Raw genomic sequence first — 23,711 nt, 5'->3', positions numbered from 1 at the left:
TGGGAAGGCAAAGGAGAACAAAAAATGTCTAGGAAACTGATGGCTGCCGTTTCGACGGCAGTGCTTTTGTGGGCGGTGCCCGCACTCGCCGATGGCGAGTTGCATATCTACAATTGGGGTGACTACACCAATCCCAAGCTGATCGAAAAGTTCGAGAAACAGTACAACATCAAGGTCACGCTGGACGACTATGATTCCAACGAAACCATGCTGTCGAAGGTGCGCGCCGGCAATTCCGGCTACGACATCGTGGTGCCGTCCGACTACACCGTGAAGATCATGGTCGACGAGGGCCTGCTCGAAAAGACCGAGCCCAACGCGATGCCCAACGGCAAGAACATCGATCCGCGTTTCCTCGACATCTATTGGGACAGCGGCCGTCACTACACCGCGCCCTGGCAGTACGGCACCACGGCGTTCGCCGTCAACACGGACAAGTTCAAGGGCAACATCGACACGCTGGCCATCCTCTTCGACCCGCCGACTGAGCTGAAGGGCCAGATCAACATCCTCGACGACGTCAACACCGTCATGCATGCGGCCGAGCGTTATGCCGGCGTGCCGCGCTGCGGTGCCGACAAGGCCAATCTGAAAAAGGTCAACGACATCCTGACGGCCGCCAAGCCGTCCTGGAAGACCTTCAGCTACGACACCATCACCAAGATCACCTCGGGCGACGTGATCGTGACGGAACAGTGGAACGGCGCGACCTATCGCTCGCGGCAGAAGATCCCGGCCATCAAATATGCCTATCCGAAGGAAGGCATCGAAGGCTGGATGGACAATGTCGCGGTGCTGAAGGGCGCCAAGAACCTCGACAATGCCAAACTGTTCCAGGATTTCATCATGGCCCCGGAAAATGCGGCGCTGATCTCGGAATTCGCCGGCTACGACAATGGCATTGCCGGCAGCCACAAGTTCCTGCAGCCGGATTTCGCCAATTCGCCGGAACTCAACCCGCCGGCAGGCGCGCCGGTAGCGGAATTCGTTCCGCCCTGTCCGCCGGATGTGGTGGAAATCTACAACAAGATCTGGACCAATTTGCGCAAATAGGTTCGGTCTAAAGTCCAGCGGAAGGGAGGCTTCGGCCTCCCTTCTTTGCGACGCGTCGCATGTGGAGGGCACACGCGACGCTGCAAATTCTTGTTTTCATGCATGTCGTCGTCCCAAAACCGCTACGCATTTTTGGGCGGCATGCATCGTGGGAGGGTTCCATGACATCGTACCGCAACAGCGACCCAAGGCCGCCGATCATGCAGGGCTCGCCGCCCGCCATGGTGCCGCCGAAGCTCGACTGGGACCGGCCGCCGTGGAACCGCTGGGCGTTCCAGCACATCAGGGAAATCCTGCCGACAGCCGAAGTCTGGCGCGGCAACGGCCATCGCCATCGTCTCGAACGCGCCGAGGTCGATCTCGACGGGCTGGCGGTCGAGGACAGCGAGGGCAAGCCGACAACGCTCGCCGGGCTGCTCGACGAGACCTATGCGGACGGCTTCCTGGTGCTCAAGCACGGCAAGGTCGCCTATGAGCGCTATTTCAACGGCATGGACGAGCGCACGCTGCATCTGTCGCAGTCGATGGCCAAATCCGTCACCGGCTCGGTCTTCGGCATACTGGTCGGGCGCGGCCTGATCGATCCGGCGCGGCCAGTGACCGACTATTTGCCGGAACTCGGCGCGACCGGCTGGGCCGGCGCCAGCGTCCAGCATGTGCTCGACATGACGAGCGGCGTGCGTTTCTCCGAAGAGTATACCGACCGCTATTCCGACATCGGCCAGGTCGATGTCGCCACCGGCTGGAAGCCGGTGCCGCCGGGCAGCGATCCGGATTTCCGCTGGCCATCGCATATGTTCGAGTTGATCCTGGGCTTGAAGGACACGGTCCGTCCGCATGGCGCCCAGTTCGAGTACCGCTCGATCGAGACCGACGTGCTCGCCTTCATCATGGAGCGGGTGACGGGCAAGCGTCTGCCGCAACTGGTTTCCGAAGAACTCTGGCAAAAGCTCGGCACCGACGAAAGCGCCTGCTTCACCGTCGACAGCGCCGGCTATGCCGTGGCCGATGGCGGCTTCAACGCCACCCTGCGCGACTATGGCCGCTTCGGCCAGATGATCCTCGACAATGGCGGCGGCATCGTGCCGGCCGACTGGGTCGAGGCCACACGCAACGGCAGACATGTCGCCGATTTCTCCGAGAGCCTGCCAGAGGGCAGCTACCGCAACCAGTTCTGGATCGAGAACCCCAGCTCGCGCGCACTGATGTGCCGGGGCGTGTTCGGACAGATGATCCACATCGACTGGAACACAGGAATGGTCGTGGTGACGCTTTCGACCTGGCCGGATTTCAGCAATCTCGCCTACGCCGTCGCGACGCTGAAGGCCGTGCACGCCATCGCCGCCGCGCTCAACTAATCCCAGAAGAAACGATCCTGGAAGGAAATGCCATGACCGGCAAGACCGCGTTCGAGACCCGCTATGGTTTCCGCCGCAATGAGGTGCTGCTTGGCAACTGGCGCGAGAACCCGTTCAATCGATGGTCGTTCCAGAACCTTGGCGAATTGGTGCCGACGGCACGCGTGGCCGCGGCACCGGCCAGTGTTGAGGCGCCGGCACGGGATTTCGGTGGTTTGCTCGGCGAAAAGGTTTCGGTGGCCAGCGCGCCGGAGACAGTGGCCGACTTCCTCGTGCGCTCCAGCACCGACGCGCTGACGGTGATGAAGGGCGGCAAGATCATTGGCGACTGGTTCGCGCCGCATATGGATTTCGGCGCTCGCCACATCATCTTCTCGATCAGCAAGTCGGTGACCGCGATTATCGCCGGCATATTGGAAGGCGAGGGCACGTTCGATCCGGAAGCGCCGGTGACGCAGTACATTCCCGAAGCCACCGGCTCGGCCTATGGCGATGCGAGTTGCCGGCATGTGCTCGACATGAGCGTCAGCCTCGATTTCGAGGAGGCCTATCTCGACCCTGAAAGCGCCTTCGCCCGTTACCGCCGCGCCACGCTGTGGAACCCGGGCGGCGGCACGGAAAGCCTGCGCGAATTCATCCTGAGCCTGCAGCGGCTTGCCGAGCCGCATGGCCAGACCTTCCGCTACCGTTCGCCCAATTCCGACCTGCTTGGCCTGCTGCTCGAACGCGCGTCGGGCCAGCGCTTCACCGAGCTGATGCGCGAGAAACTGTGGCTGCCGCTCGGCGCCGCCAGCGAAGCCTCGATCGGCGTCGACATGGAAGGCACGGCACGCACCGCCGGTGGGATTTCGGTGACGCCGCGCGATCTGGCGCGCATCGGCGAGATGATGCGGCAAGGCGGCACCGCCAATGGCCGCCGCATCGTGCCGGAGGCCTGGGTGCGCGACACGACCAGCACCGGCGGGAGTGCGGCAGCCTGGCAGCGCGGCGCGATGCTGCCGCTGTTTCCCAAGGGCCGTTACCGCAGCAAATGGTACCAGACCGGACACGAGAACGGCGCCTATTGCGGCATCGGCATCCATGGCCAGTGGCTCTATGTCGACCCCACGACCGAAGTCGTCATTGCCAAGATGTCGTCGCAGCCGGTGCCGGTCGACGATCCGCTCGATGCCGAGATTGTCGCGTTTTTCGAGGCGCTGAGCCGAATGGTCTGAACGCCACATTAGTGCGCGCTTTCCTGTGGACCCGCCGGAGCGATGAAAGCACGGCGGTTGGCGGATTGCATGTCTGCGCCTATGGTCGCCGCTCTTTTCGAGAAGAGCAGGAATGACATGGCATCCGACATCAAACGCATCGCAGCCATCATCGCGGCCGAAATCAAGGCGCGGCCCGAACAGGCGGCTGCGGCGATCGAACTGCTCGACGAGGGCGCGACGGTGCCGTTCGTGGCGCGCTACCGCAAAGAGGTCACCGGCGGGCTCGACGACACGCAATTGCGCGATCTTGCCGAGCGGCTCGCCTATCTGCGCGAACTCGACGCGCGCCGTGACACCATCCTGGGTTCGATCCGCGAGCAGGGCAAGCTGACCACCGAGCTAGAGGGCAAGATTGCCGCCGCTGCCACCAAGGCTGAGTTGGAAGACATCTATCTGCCCTATAAGCCCAAGCGCCGCACCAAGGCCGAGATCGCCAGGGAACGCGGGCTGGGGCCGCTGGCGGAGGCCATTCTTGCCAACCGTTCGCTGGTGCCCGCCGAGTTGGCGCTCGCCTATGTCACCGAAGAGGTAGCCGACACCAAGGCGGCACTGGAAGGCGCGCGCGACATCCTGTCGGAACAGTTCGCCGAGAATGCCGATCTGGTCGGTAAGCTGCGCACCTACATGAAGGAACGCGCCTTCATGCGCGCCCGGGTGGTCGACGGCAAGCAGGAGGCCGGCGCGAAATTCTCCGACTATTTCGACCATGTCGAACGCTGGGCAAATGTGCCGAGCCATCGTGCGCTGGCCATGTTGCGCGGCCGCAACGAGGAGGTGCTGTCGCTCGACATCGAGGTCGATGCCGACGACACTTCGCCGGTGAAGCCGGTCGAGCGGATGATCGCCAATGCCTATGCCATCGGCGCCAGCCTGCCCGGCGACCGCTGGCTGATGGACGTTGCCGGCTGGACCTGGCGCATCAAGCTCTCGCTGCACCTGACGCTCGATTTGATGCGCGACCTGCGCGAGCGGGCCGAGGAAGAGGCGATCCACGTCTTTGCGCGCAACCTCAAGGATTTGCTGCTCGCCGCGCCCGCCGGTTCGCGTGCCACGATGGGCCTCGACCCCGGCATCCGCACCGGCGTCAAGGTGGCCGTGGTCGACGGCACCGGCAAGGTGCTGACAACGACGACGGTCTATCCGTTCCCGCCGAAGAACGATGTGCGCGGCACGCAGGCCGAACTCGCCAAGCTCATCCGCCTGCACAAGGTCGAGCTGATCTCGATCGGCAACGGCACCGGCAGCCGCGAGACGGAAAAACTGGTGGCGGACATGCTGTCCGACATGCCTTCCGATGGCGGGCCGAAACCGCTCAAGGTGATCGTCAGCGAGGCGGGCGCCTCAGTCTATTCCGCGTCGGCAACGGCAGCGGCGGAATTCCCTGGCCTCGATGTGTCGCTGCGCGGCGCGGTTTCCATCGCGAGGCGGCTGCAGGATCCGCTGGCCGAACTGGTCAAGATCGAACCGAAATCGATCGGTGTCGGCCAGTACCAGCACGATGTCGACCAGTACAGGCTCGGTCGTTCGCTGGAAGCGGTGGTCGAGGACGCCGTCAACGCGGTCGGCGTCGACCTCAACACCGCCTCGGCGCCGCTGCTGGCCCGCGTCTCAGGTCTTGGTGCGTCGCTTGCGGACGCCATCGTCGCGCATCGCGATGCGACCGGTCCGTTCGCCAGCCGCAAGGACCTGCTGAAAGTGGCGCGCCTTGGACCTCGCGCGTTCGAACAATCCGCCGGCTTCCTGCGCATCGCCAATGGCAGCGAGCCGCTTGATGCCTCGTCGGTGCATCCGGAGGCCTATGGCTTGGCCAAGAAGATCGTCGCCGCCTGCGGCCGCGATGTCCGTTCGCTGATGGGCGACAGTGCCGCGCTGAAGGCGCTCGATCCGCGCGTCTTCGTCGACGAACGTTTCGGCCTGCCGACGGTGCGCGACATTCTTGCCGAGCTGGAAAAGCCCGGCCGCGATCCGCGCCCCGGCTTCAAGACCGCGACCTTTGCCGACGGCATCGACGACATCAAGGATTTGAAGCCCGGCATGCTCTTGGAAGGCACGGTGACCAATGTTGCCGCCTTCGGCGCCTTCGTCGATATCGGCGTCCACCAGGATGGGCTGGTGCATGTCTCGCAACTGGCCGACCGTTTCATCAAGGACGCGCATGAGGTGGTCAAGGCCGGCGACGTGGTGAAGGTGCGCGTCGTCGACGTCGACATCAAGCGCAAGCGCATCGCGCTCTCCATGCGCAAGGACGGCGGCGAGGGCGGCGCATCGAAAGGCGGCCCGCGCGACAATGGCGGCGGCAGGCCGGCACCGCGTTCGCCGGCGCCACAGCGCCAGCCGGAACGGCCGCCCCAGCAAGGGGCATTCGGCGCGGCATTGGCCGATGCGCTGAAGCGGAAGTAGCCTACCAGGCCAGAACAGCCGGCTCCTTCTCAAGCTGGCCCAGCAGCCAGTCGCGAAAACTGGCGACGGGCGGGTGGCCGCGCTTGTCTTGCGGGACGACGAGATAATAGGCGCTGCGGCTTTGCATCGGCTCACCCGGCGCGGGAACGAGCTGGCCGCGCTGCAATTCACCGGCGATGAGGATGAGCGGCAACAGCGCGACGCCGAGCCCTGCGATGCAGGCCTGGGCGGCGGTGCCGAACTGTTCGAACTGCATGCCTGGTCCGGTCGGCGCGCTCAGGCCCTGATGCTCGAACCATTCCGTCCAGGCGCCGGGTCGTGTTGCCATGTGAAGCAGCGGCAGGCGGCCGATATCGGCCGGCGCGGCGATGGCGCGCCCAGCGAGGAAAGCGGGCGAGACGACCGGCGCCACCGTTTCGCGCACCAGAAGCGTCGAGTCCGCTTCCGGCCAGTCCGGCAGGCCGTAGTGGATGGCGGCATCCAGCCTCTCCCTGGCGAAGTCGAAACGACCGACGCGGGTGACGAAGTTGATGGTGATGTCGGGATTGTTTTCGACGAAATCGGGGATCATCGGCATCAGCCAGCGCGTGCCGAAGGTCGGCAAAATGGCGAGGTTCAGGATGCCACTATGCCGATTACTCATCAATCCGAGGGCGGCGTCGCGCAATTGACCGAGTGCCGAACGCACCGCCTCGGCGTAGATTTCGCCTGCCGTCGAAAGCCGGACATTGCGGCTGTCACGCTCGAACAGACGGCGACCGAACTGATCTTCGAGCAGCTTGATCTGCCGGCTGACCGCGCCTTGAGTCAAATCCAGCTCCTGCGCGGCAGCGGTGAAACTGCCAAGACGGGCCACCGCTTCGAAGGCAGCAAGGGCGCTGATGTTGGGCAGAAGACGGCGCTGAACACTCATGATTCATTCCTAACGCTCATTGATCGGTGAAGCAATTTCGTTTGATTTTTTAAGGCCACGGGCCGATAAGCCAGGCTTCACCCGTTGAGGACCGAGAAACCATGGCCGCCGACAAGAATGCATTCGTCTGGGAAGATCCGTTCCTGATCGAGAACCAGCTTTCGGAAGACGAGCGCATGGTGCGCGACGCTGCCGCGGCCTTTGCCGCCGACAAGCTGGCGCCACGCATCGAGGACGCCTATCTCAACGAGACTTTCGACACGACGATCTTTCGCGAAATGGGCGATGCCGGCCTGCTCGGCATCAACATTCCTGAAGAATTCGGCGGGCTCGGCTCCACCTATGTGACCTACGGGCTGGTCGCGCGGGAAGTCGAACGTGTCGATTCCGGCTATCGTTCGATGATGTCGGTGCAGTCGTCGCTGGTGATGTATCCGATCTATGCCTATGGCTCGGACGAGCAGCGCAAGAAGTATCTGCCCAAGCTCGCCAGCGGCGAATGGATCGGCTGCTTCGGCCTGACCGAGCCGGATGCCGGCTCCGACCCGGGCGGTATGAAGACACGCGCCGAAAAGACCGCCAACGGCTACAAGCTCTCCGGCTCCAAGATGTGGATTTCCAACGCGCCGGTCGCCGACGTGTTCGTCGTCTGGGCGAAGCTGAAGGGCGAGAACGGCAAGGACGAGATCCGCGGTTTCGTGCTGGAAAAGGGCATGAAAGGCCTTTCGGCGCCGAAGATCGGCGGCAAGCTGTCGCTGCGCGCGTCGATCACCGGCGAAGTGGTGATGGAAGGCGTCGAGGTCGGCGAAGACGCGCTGCTGCCCAACGCCAAGGGGCTTGGCGGCCCGTTCGGCTGCCTCAACCGGGCTCGCTACGGCATCTCATGGGGCTCGATGGGAGCGGCGGAAGATTGCTGGCACCGCGCCCGCCAGTATGGCCTGGACCGCAAGCAGTTCGGCAAGCCGCTGGCCGGCACGCAGCTCTACCAGAAGAAGCTCGCCGACATGCAGACCGAGATCGCGCTCGGGTTGCAGGCATCGTTGCGCGTCGGGCGCCTGCTCGACGAAGGCAAGATGGCGCCGGAGATGATCTCGATCGTCAAGCGCAACAATTGCGGCAAGGCGCTCGACATCGCCCGCCAGGCGCGTGACATGCATGGCGGCAACGGCATCCAGATCGGTTACCACGTCATGCGCCATGCGCAGAATCTGGAGACCGTCAACACCTATGAGGGCACGCATGACGTGCACGCGCTGATCCTGGGCCGGGCACAGACGGGCATTCAGGCCTTCTTCTAAGCTGCGCCGAATTCAGGTGAGGCCGGCCTGCAAACGACCGATACCTGCGCTTCCCTGTTCTACTGCGTCGCAGTAGAACTGAGCTCACGTACCCAAAAGTACGCTCCGCTCCGGTTCTCGGTATCAGCCGTTTTCGACTCGGCCTGACCTGAATCTCGACACAGCTTAGCCGGCAACGCTGCTTAAATTAGGTGCACCGCAACATCTGTGCTTGGAGAATGGCCGGCAGATGTGTCAGGGTTCGGCGAATTCATTTGAAACGCCGATCTCCGGGGCCCCATGGCAATTCTGGCAGCCGTCTACCACCTGACCCACTACAAATATGACCGGCCGGTGGTGCTCGGGCCCCAGATCATCAGGCTGCAGCCGGCACCGCATTCCCGTACCAAGGTGCTCAGCCACTCTTTGAAGGTCGAGCCGGGGAACCACTTCGTCAATTTGCAGCAAGACCCTTACGGCAACTTCCTTGCCCGCTTCGTCTTCCCGGAGCCGGTGAGCGAGCTGAAGATCGAGGTCGACCTCGTCGCCGACATGACGGTCTACAATCCGTTCGATTTCTTCGTCGAGCCGTCGGCCGAGGCATTCCCGTTCGAATACCCGGAAGAGATACGCGACGATCTCGCCATCTACCGCACGCCTGAGCCGGCGGGTCCGCTGCTCTCGGCCTTCCTCAGGACTGTCGAGCGCAGCGCTCCCAACACCGTCAATTTCCTCGTCGACCTCAATGCCCGGCTGCAGCGCGAGATCGCCTATATCGTGCGTATGGAGACCGGCGTGTTCTCACCGGAGGAGACGCTGGCCGCCGGCAAGGGATCGTGCCGGGATTCGAGCTGGCTGCTGGTGCAGATCCTGCGCAATCTCGGCATCGCCGCCCGCTTCGTCTCCGGCTATCTGATCCAGCTCAAACCCGACCTCATCGCGCTCGATGGGCCGGCCGGTACCGCGGTCGACTTCACCGATCTGCATGCCTGGTGCGAGGTCTATCTTCCCGGCGCCGGCTGGATCGGCTTCGATCCGACCTCGGGCCTGCTGACCGGCGAGAGCCATGTGCCGCTTGCCGCGACACCGCATTTCCGCAATGCTGCGCCGATTTCCGGCATGGCGAGCTTTGCCAATGTCGAGTTCGGCTTCGAAATGCGGGTCGACCGTATCGCCGAGCATCCGCGCATCACCAAGCCATTCTCCGATGAGAGCTGGCGGGCGCTCGATGCGCTTGGCAACAATGTCGATGCCGCACTTGCGGCCGGCGACGTGCGGCTGACGATGGGCGGCGAGCCGACCTTCGTCTCGATCGACGATTTCGAGTCCGCCGAATGGAACACCGCTGCCGTCGGCCCGACCAAGCGCGAAAAGGCTGATGCGCTGATCCGCAAACTGCGCGAGCGTTTCGCGCCGGGCGGCTTCCTCCACTACGGCCAGGGCAAATGGTATCCGGGCGAAAGCCTGCCGCGATGGACCTTCTCGCTCTATTGGCGCGCCGATGGCCAGCCGGTGTGGAGCGATCCGTCGCTGATCGCGCGCGAAAAGAGTTCGGCCGATATCGGCCCGAAACAGGCCGAAAGCCTGCTCACCGCGATTGCCGGTGAACTCGGCATCGACAAGACCATGGTCAGCGAAGCCTATGAGGATCCGGCCGAGTGGCTGCTCAAGGAAGGCAAGCTGCCCGAAAATGTCGATCCGTCGAATTCCAAGCTGGAGGACCCGGAAGAACGCAGCCGCATGGCGAAGGTGTTCGAACGCGGGCTGACCAAGCCGTCGGGCTACGTGCTGCCGGTGCAGCGCTGGAACAGCCAAGCGTCGGGGCCGCGCTGGCGCTCGGAAAAATGGAAGACGCGGCGCGGCCGATTGTTCCTGGTGCCGGGCGATTCACCGGTCGGCTACCGCTTGCCGCTCGGCACGCTGCCCTATGTGCCGCCGGCGCAATTCCCCTACATCGTGCCAGTCGATCCGTCGTTGCCGCGCGGCCCATTGCCGGCGCGTGAGGCGATCTTGCCCACAGCGGCTCCGGCCGAACTGGAAGGCGCCGATGAGATGGCGCGCCGCCAGCAGGCGGCGTCGTTTACGGCCGCGACCGGCCAGCAGGACCGGGTCGAACAGGAGATCACCGAGATCGGCGGCGCGGTGCGCACGGCGCTTTCGGTCGAGCCGCGCGACGGCCGGCTCTGCGTGTTCATGCCGCCGGTCGAGGCGCTTGAGGACTATCTGGAACTGGTCGCTGCCGCCGAGAACGCGGCGAAGGCGATCGGCCTTCCGGTGCATATCGAGGGCTATGGCCCACCGCATGACCCGCGCCTCAACGTCATCCGTGTCGCGCCCGATCCCGGCGTCATCGAGGTCAACATTCATCCGGCCTCCAACTGGCAGGATTGCGTGGCGACGACCACGGCGATCTACGAGGAAGCACGGCTGACGCGGCTTGGCGCCGACAAGTTCATGATCGACGGCCGCCACACCGGCACCGGCGGCGGCAACCATGTCGTGGTCGGCGGCGCGACGCCCAATGACAGCCCGTTCCTGCGTCGGCCAGATCTGTTGAAGAGCCTGGTGCTACAATGGCAGCGGCATCCGTCGCTATCCTATATGTTCTCTGGCCTGTTCATCGGCCCGACCAGCCAGGCGCCGCGCTTCGACGAGGCGCGTCACGATTCGCTCTACGAACTCGAAATCGCCATGGCGCAGGTGCCGCATCCGGATACCGGCGCGGCACCCCTGCCGTGGCTGGTCGACCGGCTGTTCCGCAATTTGTTGACCGACGTCACCGGCAACACCCACCGCTCGGAAATCTGCATCGACAAGCTGTTCTCGCCGGATGGTCCGACAGGGCGGCTTGGCCTGGTCGAGTTCCGTGGTTTCGAGATGCCGCCCAATGCGCGCATGTCGCTGGCGCAACAGCTTCTCGTCCGCGCCATTATCGCCCGCGCGTGGAAAAACCCGCTCGACGGCCGTTTCGTCCGTTGGGGCACATCGCTGCACGACCGCTTCATGCTGCCGCACCATGTCTGGGCTGACTTCCTCGATGTGCTCGATGACCTCAAGCTCACCGGCTTCGAGTTCCGTCCCGAATGGTTCGACGCCCAGCTCGAATTTCGCTTTCCCTTCTGCGGCGAAGTCCAGCACGCCGGCATCAAGCTGGAACTGCGGCAGGCGCTGGAGCCGTGGCATGTGATGGGCGAGCAAGGTGCGATCGGCGGCACGGTGCGCTTCGTCGATTCCTCGGTCGAACGGCTGCAGGTCAAGACCGAAGGCCTGAACCCGGAGCGCCACGCCATCGTCTGCAACGGCCGCATCGTGCCGATGAAGGTCACTGACAACCGCGAAGTGGCGGTGGCCGGCGTGCGCTTCAAGGCCTGGCAGCCGGCTTCGGGCCTGCATCCGGCACTGCCGGTCAACACGCCGCTGGTGTTCGACATCTATGACCGCTGGTCGGGTCGGGCGGTCGGCGGCTGCGTGTACCATGTCGCGCATCCCGGTGGCCGCAACTACGACACCTTCCCGGTCAACGGCAACGAGGCGGAGGCACGGCGGCTCGCTCGCTTCGAACCGCGCGGCCACACGCCATCCGGCTATGTGCTGCGCGAGGAACAACCGGCGGAAGATTTCCCGATGACCCTTGACCTCAGGCGGCCGGCAAGACTCTGATCAGCGATGGCAAAGGGGAATCACAAGAGGGTACGCGGCAAGCCGCAGATCCATAGCCTGCTGGAGCACTACCAGCCGATAGACGGCGTCGTCGACGAGATGGTCGACGCTGCGGGCAATCCCCGTCCGGTGTGGAAGCATTTCATCGAGGCGCTCGACGATCTCGGTGCCGAAAAGCTCGGCCAGCGTTTTGCCCGCGCCGACCAGTATCTGCGCGATGCCGGCGTCTACTACCGCGTCTACGACAAGGCCGGCGCCAATGAGCGCGAATGGCCGCTGGCGCATGTGCCCCTGCTCATCGAAGACGCCGAATGGGCCGCGATCAGCGCCGGGCTCGTCCAGCGCGCCGAGTTGTTCGAGGAAACCATCGCCGATATCTATGGGCCGAACCGGCTCGTCGAAAAAGGCATACTGCCAGCGGGATTGATCGCCGCCAGCCCCGAATATTTGCGGCCTGTCGTGGGCACCACGCCGGCCGGCGGCCATTACCTGCATTTCTGTGCCTTCGAACTTGGCCGCGGGCCAGACGGCCAGTGGTGGGTGTTGGGCGACCGTACGCAGGCGCCGTCTGGCGCCGGCTTTGCCCTGGAGAACCGCGTCGCCACCACGCGCGCGCTGTCCGATATCTATGGCGAGATGCATGTGCACCGGCTAGCCGGCTTCTTCCGCCGCTTCCGCGATGCGCTGATCGGCATGGCCAGGGAAAGCGACGGCCGCGTCGCCATATTGACGCCGGGTCCGCTCAACGAAACCTACTACGAACACGCCTATATCGCCCGCTATCTCGGCATCATGCTGCTTGAGGGCGAGGATTTGACCGTTTCCGGCGGCAGGCTGATGGTGCGCACCGTTTCCGGCCTGATGCCGATCAGCGTGCTGTGGCGCCGCCTCGATGCCGCCTTCGCCGATCCGCTCGAACTGCGTTCGGATTCGCAGATCGGCACGCCGGGGCTGGTCGAAGCGATCCGGCAAGGGGCGGTGTCCACCGTCAATGCGCTGGGCTCCGGCCTGATGGAAACGCGGGCGCTGCTCGCTTTCCTGCCCAAGATCTCACGCGCCTTGCGGGGTGAGGAGTTGTTGCTGCCGAGCGTCGCGACTTGGTGGTGCGGGCAAGCGACCGAGCGCGCCCATGTGCTGGCCAATATCGACCGCATGGTGGTCGGCCCGGCGCTGTCGACAAGGCTTGCCTTCGAGGATGATGGCCAGACCACGCTCGGCTCGGCACTGTCGGCCGGGGAGCGGGCCGAGCTGGTGGCGCGCATCGAACGCGATGGCGGCGCCTTCGTCGGCCAGGAAGCAGTGACGTTGTCGACGACGCCGGTCTTTGTCGGCGGCTGGCTGGAGCCGCGGCCGGCGAGCCTGCGGGTCTATCTGGCGCGCACGCCCGAGGGCTGGACGGTGATGCCGGGCGGGTTTGCCCGCGTCGGGATGTCGCTCGACCCGACGGCGATCGCCATGCAGCGCGGCGGCCAGGCGGCTGACGTCTGGGTGGTCAGCGACAAGCCGGTGGAGCGCGAGACGCTGCTGCCACAAGAGGGCGACAGCTTCACGCGCACCAGGCCGGGCAGTTTGCCCAGCCGCGCGGCTGAAAACCTGACCTGGCTCGGCCGCTATATCGAGCGCTCGGAAGACACTGTGCGCATCCTGCGCGCCTACCATGTGCGGCTGGCCGAGACCTCCGATGCGGATATGCCGTTGCTCGCCGACATCAGGGACTATCTCGAACCGTTTGGCATCGACGTCGAAACGGCGATCCCGTCCGGACTGATCGGCACGCTCGACAGCGCCGTCTACAGCGCCGGACAGATTCGCGACCGCTTCTCGCCCGACGGCTGGCTGGCGCTGAAGGACCTGTCGAAGACCATCCATCAGTTCGCAACGACGGTGGCGCCGGGTGACGACGCGACGCGGGCGATGACGGTGATCCTGCGCAAGCTCGCCGGCTTTTCCGGCCTGCTGCACGAGAACATGTACCGCTTCGCCGGCTGGCGCTTCCTCGAGATCGGCCGGCGGCTCGAACGCGGCATCCAGATCGCCCGCACGTTGTCCCGGCTGACCCGCGCCAAGGCGCCGGACGGCGCGCTCGATATGATGCTGGAGATCGGCGACAGCGTCATGACCCACCGCCGGCAATATCCGGTGCAGACCGGTCGGCGCACGGTGATCGATCTTCTGGCGCTCGATCCGCTCAATCCGCGCTCCATCCTGTTCCAGTTGGAAAGGCTGAAGGCCGAGATCGGCCTGTTGCCATCGATCGGCGGCGAGGGGCACATGTCGCCGGCGGCCAAGGAGATCCTGCAGCTCAACACGGCCATCGCCATCAAGGAGCCTTCGGACATGACGGCAAAGGCGCTGGACGAGCTCGCATATGAGATAGGCGGCCTCTACAACAGCCTCGCCAAAGCCTATTTCGGCTAGCCTATGCTTTACGACATCAGGCTTCATCTCCATTACGATTATGCAGCGGCGGCCGGCGGCGGCCGCCACCAGATTCGCGTGCTGCCGTCGACGATAGCAGGCGTGCAGCGCGTCATCGCGGCATCCCTGTCCTTCGCGCCGGCGCCCAACGAACGGTCGGATTTTTCGGACTTCTTCGGCAACAACGTCACCTCGATCGCCTTTCGCGACGCGCATGATGAACTTGACATAAGGATGAGCGCACGCGTGTCGGTGTCGCGGCCCGAGCCTGGGCTCGACGTGTCGCCCGATATCGGCCGGTTGAGACAGGAGCTGGCCGCGGTGCGGTCGCTGGCGTCTGCGTCACCGCACCATTTTCTGGCGGGAAGCGCTCACTCTGGCATGGATGCAGCGATCACCGCCTACGCACGAGACAGCATCGCCGGCTCGGCCGCCGGTACGGCAATGAACCTGTGCAACCGCATTCACCGCGATTTCACCTATGATGGTGACGCAACCACGGTGCGAACCCGGGCCAGCGATGCGTTCAAGCTGAAGCGCGGTGTCTGCCAGGACTTTTCGCACATCATGATCGCCGGGCTGCGCGGGCTGGGCATTCCGGCCGGCTATGTCAGCGGCTTCCTGCGCACCATCCCACCCAAGGGCAAGCCCCGGCTGGAAGGCGCCGATGCCATGCATGCCTGGGTCAAGGTCTGGTGCGGACGCGACGCCGGCTGGCAGGAGTTCGATCCGACCAATGGCATGCGGGCCAGCAACGACCATATCACTGTCGGATATGGCCGCGACTATTCCGACGTCGCGCCGATCGTCGGCGTGCTGAAAACCACCGGCGGACAGGTCGGCGAGCAGGCTGTCGACGTTATTCCGGTCGCGCTCGAAAAGGCATGACAACGGCCTGAACACGCGCCAAGCGTTCCGCCGCTGCAATTCTGGGTGGACTTAAGCGACTTCTCAAACATCGAAGGCGCCGCTAATCTCTATTCGTTTCGAGGGGATTGTTTTGCCAAAGCGCGTAGGCGCGGGGTCTTGTAATTGAAAGCGGTCAGCGTCGTCATTCCTGCCCACAACGCGGCGAAAACCATCGCCACAACGCTGGCGTCGCTCGCCGGTGAGGCCGAGGTCATTGGCGAGGTCCTGCTGGTCGATGATGCGTCGACCGATAACACGGCTGACGTGGCACGGCAGGCTGCGGCGCAACTCATCTTGCCGCTGCGTGTGCTGCCGGCCGGCTGCCGCGACGCCGGTGGTGCTCGCAACGTCGCGTTGGCGCAGGCGCTCCAGCCCTGGGTGTACCTGATCGACGCCGACGATTTGCATCTCCAGGGCGGATTGCGCGCGCTGCTCGGTCAGGCGGACGCCCAGCCGAATGTCGACATGATCGTGGGCGCTTACCGGCGACGGGTGAACGGCCAGGATCGGCAGATCAAGGTGCCGAACGGCTATCAGGCTGCATGCCTGGCAAATGCTTCGGCCTATGTGAAAGGCGATATACGCTCCGTCGCCGTGGGCAGCGTGCTGGCATCCCGGCAACTGATCGGCGAGACGCGGTTTCCCGTGGGCCTTGCCTATGACGAGGACACGCTGTTCTGGGCGCGGCTGATGAGCAGGGCATCGATGGCCATGATTCCGCAACCGGTCATGGTCTATGAGGTTTCACCAGACCGTTCGGACGAGCGCTTCACGATCAACCCGGTGCGGCGGTTCCTGGAGTGGCGCCGCGAATTGCGCACGCTCACCGATTGCCGAATCCCGATGTCGGCCCTCAAGACCAGGGAGGGGCTTGTCGCCCTGAAGATTGCCCGTGTTCACTATGCGCGAGGCAACCTTGGGATGGCAGCGCGCTTCCTGGCAGTAGCTGCGGCCGCGCCGAAGCGAAAGTCGGACGCTTGGCGCTGTGTCCGCTACAAGGTGAAGATATGGTCCCGGCGCAGGTTTTCCGCGCCGGGAGTCTCCTTGCAAAACGCTCTATGACAGCCCGGCCGGACTTGGCGGTTGTCGTAATTGGATGCCGAGCCCCGGCCAGTATAGTCGGTTCAGTCAAATCTCTTCTCGACCAGGGCATTCCCCTCGAGATTCTGGTGGTCAACTCCGGCGGAGGGGATGCGAAGTCACTTCTGTATGATGCCGGTATCGATGTGCCGGTGATTGAAATCGCCAATCGGGTATTCGTTGGGGCTGCGCGCAATGTCGGGCTCGCCGCCACGACCGCGCCCTTTGTCGCATTCCTTGCGGACGATTGCCTTGCTTGCCCGGGTTGGGCCGAAGCACGAATACGTCACCACTCGGCTGGAGTTGCCACGGTTTCGAGCGCGATATCGAACAGCCATCCCCGCAATCCATTTGCCTGCGTTGCATATCTTGCCTTGTTCGTTCGCCGACTTCCTGGCCTTCCCGAGGAACTGGCGTTGCGCTACGGCGTCTCCTTCGACCGCCGGCTGTTCGAGGAGTTCGGCTTGTTCGACGACACGATGCGGGTTGCCGAGGACACGGAATTTCTCAAACGTTTGCCACTGGAATTGGCGCCGATTTGGGAACCCGAGGTTAGGACGATCCATCGCAACGAGACGGGGTTGCTCGGCCTTATCGTCGACCAATGCAAGCGCGGTTATCGCAACGGCGCCTATTCTGCCGGAACAACCCAGACCAGCCCTTTTAAACTTGCCCGCTCCACTTTTCGGGATCGTCGGCAGGTTCGAAAACTAGCCCGGATCGGACTGTCCGGAGCGGAACGGACCTTCGCCATGCGATTGATGCCGGTCGTTTCCTTGGTTTTATTCGTGAAGTCTGTCGGCGTGTATCTCGGCGCCCGCAACCACTGGAAAAAACGGACGACGCAGGGATGATCTCTAGTCACATGAAGCCAAGGCGCTGGCGGCGCGGCAGATTGTTCTGGACGCGTCAGAGAACGATCGCGGTTTTCAGCTATCGTTATGATGCGCATCTGGTGCCTGACCTCCTCGCCAATCTGGACCCAATCGTTGATGGCTGGATCGCCTTCGATGACCGCCAGGCGCAGGGCATTTTCAGCAGCGAGACCCATCGGAGACGATTGTTGCTCGAATCGGCGTGTGACGCTGGGGCAGACTGGATTCTGGCCGTGGATCCTGATGAACGGCTGGAATACGCGACGGCTGATCGAATTGGACAATTGACCAGCCGCCGCCGGCGCATCGCGTGGGGGTTTCACTTCCGCGAAATGTATTCATCGACGGATTACCGAGTGGACGGCATCTGGGGTACCAAGATCCAGCACCGTCTTTTTCGAGCCTACGATCCGGCGCAATACCGATCGAAGGACCTGCACGGACTTTGGTATCCTGAGGGCATTGGGTTCAAGGAGAGGAATAGCGATCTGAATTTATACCATCTCAAGATGATCGAGCCCAAGCGGCGTTCGGGCCGACAAGCTCTCTACCGGCAGCTCGATCCCAAACATGAGATGCAAGACATCGGCTATGATTATTTAGCCGACGAGACCAATGCTCGCTTCGAGTCAATCGCTGCCGGTCGCGAGTACCTGCCGCACCATGTCGATGATGGCCAGATGTGGATGGCCGATCTCGCGCCCGAGGCCAAAAGATAGCATTTCATCCGCCGTTCGGAACCGGCGGACGATCCGTTGCTTATCTTCGGATAATCCGGTGGAGTGGACATGCTGGACAAATCAGAGGTGCATTTTGGTCGGCCGATTGGAGGGGAAGATCATCCACGGCCAAGGGCGCAGATCTCGGCCAGGGACGCCGCACTTAACTATGTCAGCGATGCCGAGCCCGGCATCCGGCGGCTGAAGACAGGCAAGGGATTTTCCTACAAGGGACCGAACGGGAAGCCCGTCTCGGATGCCGCCAGGGCGCGTATCGAGGCGATCGTCATTCCGCCGGCCTGGACGAATGTCTGGATCTCGCCCGACGCGGATGGCCACATCCAGGCGACCGGCAGGGATCAGCGAGGGCGCAAGCAGTACCGCTATCATCCGCAATGGGCGCAAGAACGCGACGGCGCCAAATATTCGAGCCTCGTCGCCTTCGCCGAAAGCCTGGCCAAGCTGCGGCGCACGATCGACAGCGATCTGCGTCGTCACGGCCTGCCGTTCGAGCGCGTCGTCGCCGCGGTCGTCTGGCTGCTCGACAACACGATGATCCGCGTCGGCAATGCCGCCTATGCGCGCGACAACAAGAGCTTCGGCCTGACGACGTTGCGTGACCGCCATGTCGACATCAAGGGATCGAGCCTGCGCTTCGCCTTCAAGGGTAAATCCGGCAAGGAATGGAAACTGAAGCTGGTCGACCGCCGCATCGCCGGGATCGTTCGGGGCGCGCAGGAGCTGCCGGGCCAGAAGCTGTTCCAGTATCTCGACGAGGACGGCAACAGACGCCCCGTTCGCTCCGACGACGTCAACGGCTACATCCGGGACGCCGCCGGCGATGCGTTCAGCTCCAAGCATTTCCGCACCTGGGGCGGCACCATCCATGCCGCGTCGCTGTTTGCGCAGACGGAACTGCCCGACAGCCAGGCGCAGCAAAAGCGGGTGATGAACAGCGTCATCGACAGAGTGGCCGAGCGGCTGGGCAACACCCGGGCCGTCTGCCGCAAATGCTATATCCACCCGCAGGTTTTCGAGGCCTGGTCGCAGGCGCGATTGCTTGATGAAATGGCGCCAGCCAACAAGCGCAAGCGGTCCATTGAGGGTCTCGATGACGAGGAGGCTCTCGTGTTGAGATGGTTGAAGACGCACGAAGGGTGACGCGCAGCAATTGGCGGTCGCTCCATCCGGATTTTTTTATCGACGTCGTGTCGGGATCGGTCCTACTGTTTCGTCCTTTGATACAGAAAAGGACCAGATATGCTCTACGCCATCCTCTGCTATGCCTCCGAAGACGTCGTCAGCTCATGGAGCAAGGCGCAGGACGATGAAGTCATGGCCAATCTCCTCAACGTTCAGGACAAGTACGCCAAGGCCGGCCGGCTCGGCCCGGTAGCGCGGCTTTTGCCGACGACGGCGGCGACGACGCTGCGGAAGGTCAAGGGCGAATCGGTGGTCATCGACGGGCCGTTCGCCGAGACGAAGGAGCAGTTCCTCGGTTTCTATACGCTTGAATGCGCCGATCTCGACGAGGCCGTCGAATTCGCCCGTGAGCTCTCCGAGGTCAACCCGAGCGGAGGATCCTATGAGATCCGGCCGGTGTCGGTGTTCAATCCCACCAAGGTGGCCGTATGACCGAACTGGCCTGGATCAGCTCCGCGATCAGCGCCGCCCGCCCGCAGGCGATGGGCGCGCTGCTGCGCTATTTCCGCGATCTCGATACGGCGGAGGAGGCTTTCCAGGATGCGTGCCTCAGGGCACTGAAGAACTGGCCGCAGAACGGGCCGCCGCGTGATCCGGCGGCCTGGCTGATTTTTGTCGGCCGCAACAGCGGCATCGATGCTGTGCGCAAGCGCGCCAAGCAGGCGCCGATGCCGGAAGAGGACAAGATTTCCGATCTGGAAGATGCCGAGAGCGATATTGCCGAGCGGCTGGACGGCGCGCACTACCGCGACGACATATTGCGGCTGCTGTTCATCTGCTGCCATCCCGACCTGCCGGCAACACAGCAGATCGCAGTCGCGCTGCGCATCGTCTCCGGCCTCACCGTCAAGCAGATCGCGCGCGCCTTCCTGGTTGGCGAGAGCGCCATGGAGCAGCGCATCACCCGCGCCAAGGCGCGCATAGCCGACGCCGGCGTACCGTTCGAGACGCCAGGTGCGGTCGAGCGCTCCGAGCGGCTCGCGGCTGTCGCGGCGATGGTCTACCTGATCTTCAACGAGGGCTATTCGACCAACAGCGGCGAGGCGCCGGCCCGTGCGCCACTCTGCGAAGAGGCGATTCGGCTGGCCCGGCTGCTGCTTAGGCTGTTCCAGACAGAGCCGGAGATCATGGGGCTGGCGGCGCTGCTTTTGCTGCAGCATGCCCGCGCCCCGGCCCGTTTCGACGGAGATGGCGAGATCGTGCTGCTCGAGGACCAGGATCGTGGCCTGTGGAGCCGCAAGATGATCGACGAAGGGCTGGCGCTGGTCGACAAGGCGTTGCGCCATCGCAAGCCCGGCCCCTACCAGGTACAGGCGGCGATCGCCGCCCTGCATGCGCGGGCAGAGAAGGCCGAGGACACCGACTGGGTGGAGATCGACCTGCTCTACGGCCTGCTCGAACAGATGCAGCCCTCGCCTGTCATCACGCTCAACCGTGCGGTGGCGGTTTCGAAGGTACGGGGCCCGGAGGCAGCGCTTGCCATGATCGAGCCGCTGGAAGAAAGACTTTCCGGCTATTTCCATTTCTTCGGTCTCAAGGGCGGGCTGCTGATGCAACTCGACCGGGGCGAGGAGGCGCGTGTCGCCTTCGATCGCGCCATCGCGCTTGCCAACACGGCGGCGGAAGCGGCCCATATCCGCATGCATATCGACCGCTTGATGAAAGACGGTGCCGTGCGCGCGCCGGCGAAAAAGGCCAACTGAGCCGCGTCTGCCCGTCTGGCTCAATCGTCCCTGGCTCAATCGTGCAAGTTTGGCTTGGACCATGCCGGGGTGGCGATTTTCCCCTGAAACGAGTAAGGCCACGCCATGACTGTGCCTGAAGTGCCTTTTTTCGGCGCGCGGGCGACATGGCGGCGGTTTGATCCGACGCCACATGACGGGATCTGAAAGGGACAAAAATGACCATAGCGAAGGAAACAGCTGAGCTGCTGGCGAAACTGGGTGTGGCCAAGGACGCACTTGTCGGCGGCGACCTTATCGTGCGCAGCCCGGTGACGGGCGAAGAGATCGCGGCGCTGAAGACGATCTCGCCGGCCGATGCGGCCAAGACCATCGATGCCGCACACAAGGCGTTCCAGTCCTGGCGAATGGTGCCGGGTCCCCGGCGCGGCGAACTGGTGCGGCTGCTTGGCGAGGAACTGCGTGCGCACAAGACCGAGCTTGGCCGGCTGGTGTCGATCGAGGTCGGCAAGATCCCATCCGAGGGGCTGGGTGAAGTGCAGGAGATGATCGACATCTGCGATTTCGCCGTCGGTCTGTCCCGGCAGTTGTATGGTCTGACCATCGCCACCGAGCGTCCGGGCCATCGCATGATGGAAACCTGGCATCCGCTCGGCGTCGTCGGTGTCATTTCGGCTTTCAACTTCCCGGTCGCGGTGTGGTCGTGGAATGCGGCACTGGCGCTGGTCTGCGGTGACGCGGTGGTGTGGAAGCCGTCGGAGAAGACGCCGCTGACCGCACTTGCCTGCGAGGCGATCTTCAAGCGCGCGGTGAAACGTTTCGGCACTGATGCGCCGCAGGGCCTGGCGCCGGTGCTGATTGGCGACCGCGCCGTCGGCGAAATCCTGGTCGACCATCCCAAGGTGCCGCTGGTTTCGGCCACCGGCTCGACCCGCATGGGCCGGGATGTCGGCCCGCGCCTGGCCAAGCGCTTTGCGCGCGCCGTGCTGGAATTGGGTGGCAACAATGCCGGCATCGTCTGCCCGACCGCCGATCTCGACATGGCGCTGCGCGCCATCGCCTTCGGCGCCATGGGCACGGCAGGCCAGCGCTGCACAACGTTGCGGCGTCTGTTCGTGCATGAGAGCGTCTACGATGCCTTGGTGCCGCGGCTGAAGAAGGCCTACGAGAGCGTTTCGGTCGGCAATCCGCTGGAGACCTCTTCGCTGGTCGGGCCGCTGATCGACAAGGCGGCCTTCGATGCCATGCAGAAGGCACTGAAGGAGGCCACCGCCCATAGCGGCAAGGTGACCGGCGGTACGCGGGTCGAAAATGGCCACCCCGATGCCTATTATGTGCATCCGGCGCTGGTCGAAATGCAAAGCCAAGTGTCGCCGGTGACGGAAGAGACCTTCGCGCCGATCCTCTATGTGATGAAATATTCGGATTTCGACGCCGTGCTCGACGAGCACAATGCCGTTGGCGCCGGCCTGTCGTCGTCGATCTTCACCCGCGACCTGCAGGAATCCGAGCGCTTCCTCGGTGTCGACGGTTCGGACTGCGGCATCGCCAATGTCAATATCGGCACGTCGGGGGCCGAGATCGGCGGTGCTTTTGGCGGCGAAAAGGAAACCGGCGGCGGCCGCGAGAGCGGCTCCGATGCGTGGAAGGCCTATATGCGGCGCGCCACCAACACGGTGAACTATTCCAAGGCGCTGCCGCTTGCCCAGGGCGTCTCGTTCGACATCGATTGAGAACGCCGAGTCAGCTCAGCGTAAGTGTCGGTGAAGCTCGGCGAGCATCAATCGACACAGGTGGAGGGCGTACATGCCGCAGTGACGCTGGACAGCTTCTGACGCTTGTCCAGTGTCGGCTTTTCGTAACGCTTTTTCATGCAGGTCCCTCTCCAATCATAGCGCCGCGCATAGCGACAATTGGAGTGCTAACGGCATGACGGGTTCGTGCATCCCCCGCATGGGGGATGCCGTACCGCTCAGCGGCCTGTCGCCGAACCAAAGGCCTCGGTGAGGGCGGCATCCATGATGGCCAGTTTGACCGCCTGGGCGGTCATGTATTCCTGGTAGAAATCGGGCGACATCCACATCACCGAATTGCCGCGTTGGCCGAGCCAACCGATGCTGCCGAGGTCCTCGGCATCGCGCAGCTTGCGCGCCAGATGGGTTCGAGACAGTTTGAGCCACTTGGCGAAATCACCCATCGACACGACACCCGTCGGGATTCGATCGAGGCCGGCATGATCCGGATCGACGCCCGCTATCAGCCAGTCCATGACGACGCCACCATTGTTGAGCCAGGTGAACAGGGAAAAGGTCTGCTTGGGCTCGCGCACCGGATTGGACGAGAGCAAGCCATCGGCAATCCCTGGCTGCACCATGGCGAGTGCGTCCGGCCGTGCCAGGAAGAGGGCCAGGCGGTTCGCACCGTCGAGACTGTCCAGCGTGTGCAGATGCGCCATCAGCCAGAGGGTAACCGGCTCCAGCGAGGCCGCCGACGGCTGCAGGGGGCGGATGCGGCCATCTTGTGTCGCGGGCGCATACTCGATGAAACCGTAGTGCAGCATTTCCTTGATGAAGGCGTCGGCGGTGTTGCGGCTGGCCACCGAATTCTGGCGGATCACGTCGATGAAACGCGCCGCCGTCAGTTCCTTGCGATAGTCGTCGGGCTCGCGCCTGAAATAAAGGGCGAGGCCGATATGCGCCATCAGCCAGCGTTGCTGCGTGGCGAACACCGAGGAAAGCCGCGGGTTCGTCTCATAGGTCTGGTTCATCGCCTGCGCCTGGACGCGAACACAGCGATGCAATGCCGGATGGCCGGCAATCTCTTCCAATGTGAGCGCCATTCTCCCCCGCTGCGATAAGCCCCCTTGTTGCGAAGACGCGAAAACCACATTTTCAGCCTTCGCGGCTCG

The 23,711-nt window shown here is 63.7% G+C and carries 17 protein-coding genes; 15 read left to right on the top strand and 2 right to left on the bottom strand.

Annotated elements, in window-relative coordinates:
• Positions 1–24: 24 nt before the first annotated feature.
• From AC1DX4_RS08600 to AC1DX4_RS08585, 4 genes are all read left to right on the top strand, one after another.
• Positions 25–1,053 (top strand): extracellular solute-binding protein, encoded by a 1,029-nt coding sequence (locus AC1DX4_RS08600; protein WP_477219915.1) that lies wholly within the window; start codon positions 25–27, stop codon positions 1,051–1,053.
• A gap of 161 nt (positions 1,054–1,214) precedes the next feature.
• Positions 1,215–2,411, top strand: a complete 1,197-nt coding sequence (locus AC1DX4_RS08595; RefSeq protein WP_477219914.1) for a serine hydrolase domain-containing protein — start codon at positions 1,215–1,217, stop codon at positions 2,409–2,411.
• 32 nt (positions 2,412–2,443) lie between these two features.
• The gene (locus AC1DX4_RS08590; RefSeq protein WP_477219913.1) at positions 2,444–3,625 is read left to right on the top strand and encodes a serine hydrolase domain-containing protein; all 1,182 of its coding nucleotides are present in this window, start codon (positions 2,444–2,446) and stop codon (positions 3,623–3,625) included.
• A gap of 117 nt (positions 3,626–3,742) precedes the next feature.
• Positions 3,743–6,067, top strand: a complete 2,325-nt coding sequence (locus AC1DX4_RS08585) for a Tex family protein (RefSeq protein WP_477219912.1) — start codon at positions 3,743–3,745, stop codon at positions 6,065–6,067.
• A gap of 1 nt (position 6,068) precedes the next feature.
• On the opposite strand, the gene AC1DX4_RS08580 is transcribed toward AC1DX4_RS08585, so the two are convergent.
• Positions 6,069–6,980, bottom strand: a complete 912-nt coding sequence (locus tag AC1DX4_RS08580) for a LysR family transcriptional regulator (RefSeq protein WP_477219911.1) — start codon at positions 6,978–6,980, stop codon at positions 6,069–6,071.
• Between the two features lie 101 nt (positions 6,981–7,081).
• Here AC1DX4_RS08580 and AC1DX4_RS08575 point away from each other — a divergent pair, with 101 nt between their 5' ends.
• From AC1DX4_RS08575 to amaB, 11 genes are all read left to right on the top strand, one after another.
• On the top strand, positions 7,082–8,278 hold the full coding sequence (locus AC1DX4_RS08575; RefSeq protein WP_477219910.1) for an acyl-CoA dehydrogenase: 1,197 nt from the start codon (positions 7,082–7,084) through the stop codon (positions 8,276–8,278).
• Between the two features lie 279 nt (positions 8,279–8,557).
• Complete coding sequence (locus tag AC1DX4_RS08570) at positions 8,558–11,917, top strand: transglutaminase family protein (RefSeq protein ID WP_477219909.1); 3,360 nt, start codon at positions 8,558–8,560, stop codon at positions 11,915–11,917.
• Between the two features lie 6 nt (positions 11,918–11,923).
• The gene (locus AC1DX4_RS08565) at positions 11,924–14,335 is read left to right on the top strand and encodes a circularly permuted type 2 ATP-grasp protein (protein ID WP_477219908.1); all 2,412 of its coding nucleotides are present in this window, start codon (positions 11,924–11,926) and stop codon (positions 14,333–14,335) included.
• A 3-nt stretch (positions 14,336–14,338) separates the two neighbouring features.
• Complete coding sequence (locus AC1DX4_RS08560) at positions 14,339–15,223, top strand: transglutaminase family protein (RefSeq protein WP_477219907.1); 885 nt, start codon at positions 14,339–14,341, stop codon at positions 15,221–15,223.
• Positions 15,224–15,367: 144 nt separating this feature from the next.
• Positions 15,368–16,306, top strand: a complete 939-nt coding sequence (locus tag AC1DX4_RS08555; RefSeq protein ID WP_477219906.1) for a glycosyltransferase family 2 protein — start codon at positions 15,368–15,370, stop codon at positions 16,304–16,306.
• Positions 16,252–17,178: a glycosyltransferase family 2 protein gene (locus tag AC1DX4_RS08550; protein WP_477219905.1), complete on the top strand. Its 927-nt coding sequence runs from the start codon at positions 16,252–16,254 to the stop codon at positions 17,176–17,178. The genes AC1DX4_RS08555 and AC1DX4_RS08550 overlap by 55 nt, the downstream gene beginning before the upstream one ends.
• A gap of 41 nt (positions 17,179–17,219) precedes the next feature.
• Entirely contained in the window at positions 17,220–17,918 is a 699-nt protein-coding gene (locus AC1DX4_RS08545; RefSeq protein ID WP_477219904.1) for a glycosyltransferase family protein, read from the top strand.
• Between the two features lie 69 nt (positions 17,919–17,987).
• A complete protein-coding gene (locus tag AC1DX4_RS08540; protein WP_477219903.1) occupies positions 17,988–19,079 on the top strand; it encodes a DNA topoisomerase IB in 1,092 nt (363 codons plus the stop codon).
• A 99-nt stretch (positions 19,080–19,178) separates the two neighbouring features.
• Positions 19,179–19,553: a YciI family protein gene (locus AC1DX4_RS08535; RefSeq protein WP_095199302.1), complete on the top strand. Its 375-nt coding sequence runs from the start codon at positions 19,179–19,181 to the stop codon at positions 19,551–19,553.
• On the top strand, positions 19,550–20,824 hold the full coding sequence (locus AC1DX4_RS08530; protein WP_477219902.1) for an RNA polymerase sigma factor: 1,275 nt from the start codon (positions 19,550–19,552) through the stop codon (positions 20,822–20,824). The genes AC1DX4_RS08535 and AC1DX4_RS08530 overlap by 4 nt, the downstream gene beginning before the upstream one ends.
• Before the next feature lie 197 nt (positions 20,825–21,021).
• On the top strand, positions 21,022–22,536 hold the full coding sequence (amaB, locus tag AC1DX4_RS08525; RefSeq protein WP_477219901.1) for an L-piperidine-6-carboxylate dehydrogenase: 1,515 nt from the start codon (positions 21,022–21,024) through the stop codon (positions 22,534–22,536).
• A gap of 239 nt (positions 22,537–22,775) precedes the next feature.
• Here amaB and AC1DX4_RS08520 read toward each other — a convergent pair whose 3' ends face one another.
• A complete protein-coding gene (locus AC1DX4_RS08520; protein WP_477219900.1) occupies positions 22,776–23,642 on the bottom strand; it encodes a hypothetical protein in 867 nt (288 codons plus the stop codon).
• Positions 23,643–23,711: the final 69 nt, after the last annotated feature.

It is taken from the genome of Mesorhizobium sp. P3_A8 (assembly GCF_056402995.1).
The sequence above is the reverse complement of the archived record's forward strand: the minus strand, read 5'-3'. Positions and strand labels throughout refer to the sequence as shown.

What these genes read in the sequence shown, in the direction of transcription:
- AC1DX4_RS08600 (WP_477219915.1), top strand. Translation starts at nt 25, where the DNA reads ATGTCTAGGAAACTGATGGCTGCCGTTTCGACGGCAGTGCTTTTGTGG.
- AC1DX4_RS08595 (WP_477219914.1), top strand. Translation starts at nt 1,215, where the DNA reads ATGACATCGTACCGCAACAGCGACCCAAGGCCGCCGATCATGCAGGGC.
- AC1DX4_RS08590 (WP_477219913.1), top strand. Translation starts at nt 2,444, where the DNA reads ATGACCGGCAAGACCGCGTTCGAGACCCGCTATGGTTTCCGCCGCAAT.
- AC1DX4_RS08585 (WP_477219912.1), top strand. Translation starts at nt 3,743, where the DNA reads ATGGCATCCGACATCAAACGCATCGCAGCCATCATCGCGGCCGAAATC.
- AC1DX4_RS08580 (WP_477219911.1), bottom strand. Translation starts at nt 6,980, where the DNA reads ATGAGTGTTCAGCGCCGTCTTCTGCCCAACATCAGCGCCCTTGCTGCC.
- AC1DX4_RS08575 (WP_477219910.1), top strand. Translation starts at nt 7,082, where the DNA reads ATGGCCGCCGACAAGAATGCATTCGTCTGGGAAGATCCGTTCCTGATC.
- AC1DX4_RS08570 (WP_477219909.1), top strand. Translation starts at nt 8,558, where the DNA reads ATGGCAATTCTGGCAGCCGTCTACCACCTGACCCACTACAAATATGAC.
- AC1DX4_RS08565 (WP_477219908.1), top strand. Translation starts at nt 11,924, where the DNA reads ATGGCAAAGGGGAATCACAAGAGGGTACGCGGCAAGCCGCAGATCCAT.
- AC1DX4_RS08560 (WP_477219907.1), top strand. Translation starts at nt 14,339, where the DNA reads ATGCTTTACGACATCAGGCTTCATCTCCATTACGATTATGCAGCGGCG.
- AC1DX4_RS08550 (WP_477219905.1), top strand. Translation starts at nt 16,252, where the DNA reads ATGGTCCCGGCGCAGGTTTTCCGCGCCGGGAGTCTCCTTGCAAAACGC.
- AC1DX4_RS08540 (WP_477219903.1), top strand. Translation starts at nt 17,988, where the DNA reads ATGCTGGACAAATCAGAGGTGCATTTTGGTCGGCCGATTGGAGGGGAA.
- AC1DX4_RS08535 (WP_095199302.1), top strand. Translation starts at nt 19,179, where the DNA reads ATGCTCTACGCCATCCTCTGCTATGCCTCCGAAGACGTCGTCAGCTCA.
- AC1DX4_RS08530 (WP_477219902.1), top strand. Translation starts at nt 19,550, where the DNA reads ATGACCGAACTGGCCTGGATCAGCTCCGCGATCAGCGCCGCCCGCCCG.
- amaB (WP_477219901.1), top strand. Translation starts at nt 21,022, where the DNA reads ATGACCATAGCGAAGGAAACAGCTGAGCTGCTGGCGAAACTGGGTGTG.
- AC1DX4_RS08520 (WP_477219900.1), bottom strand. Translation starts at nt 23,642, where the DNA reads ATGGCGCTCACATTGGAAGAGATTGCCGGCCATCCGGCATTGCATCGC.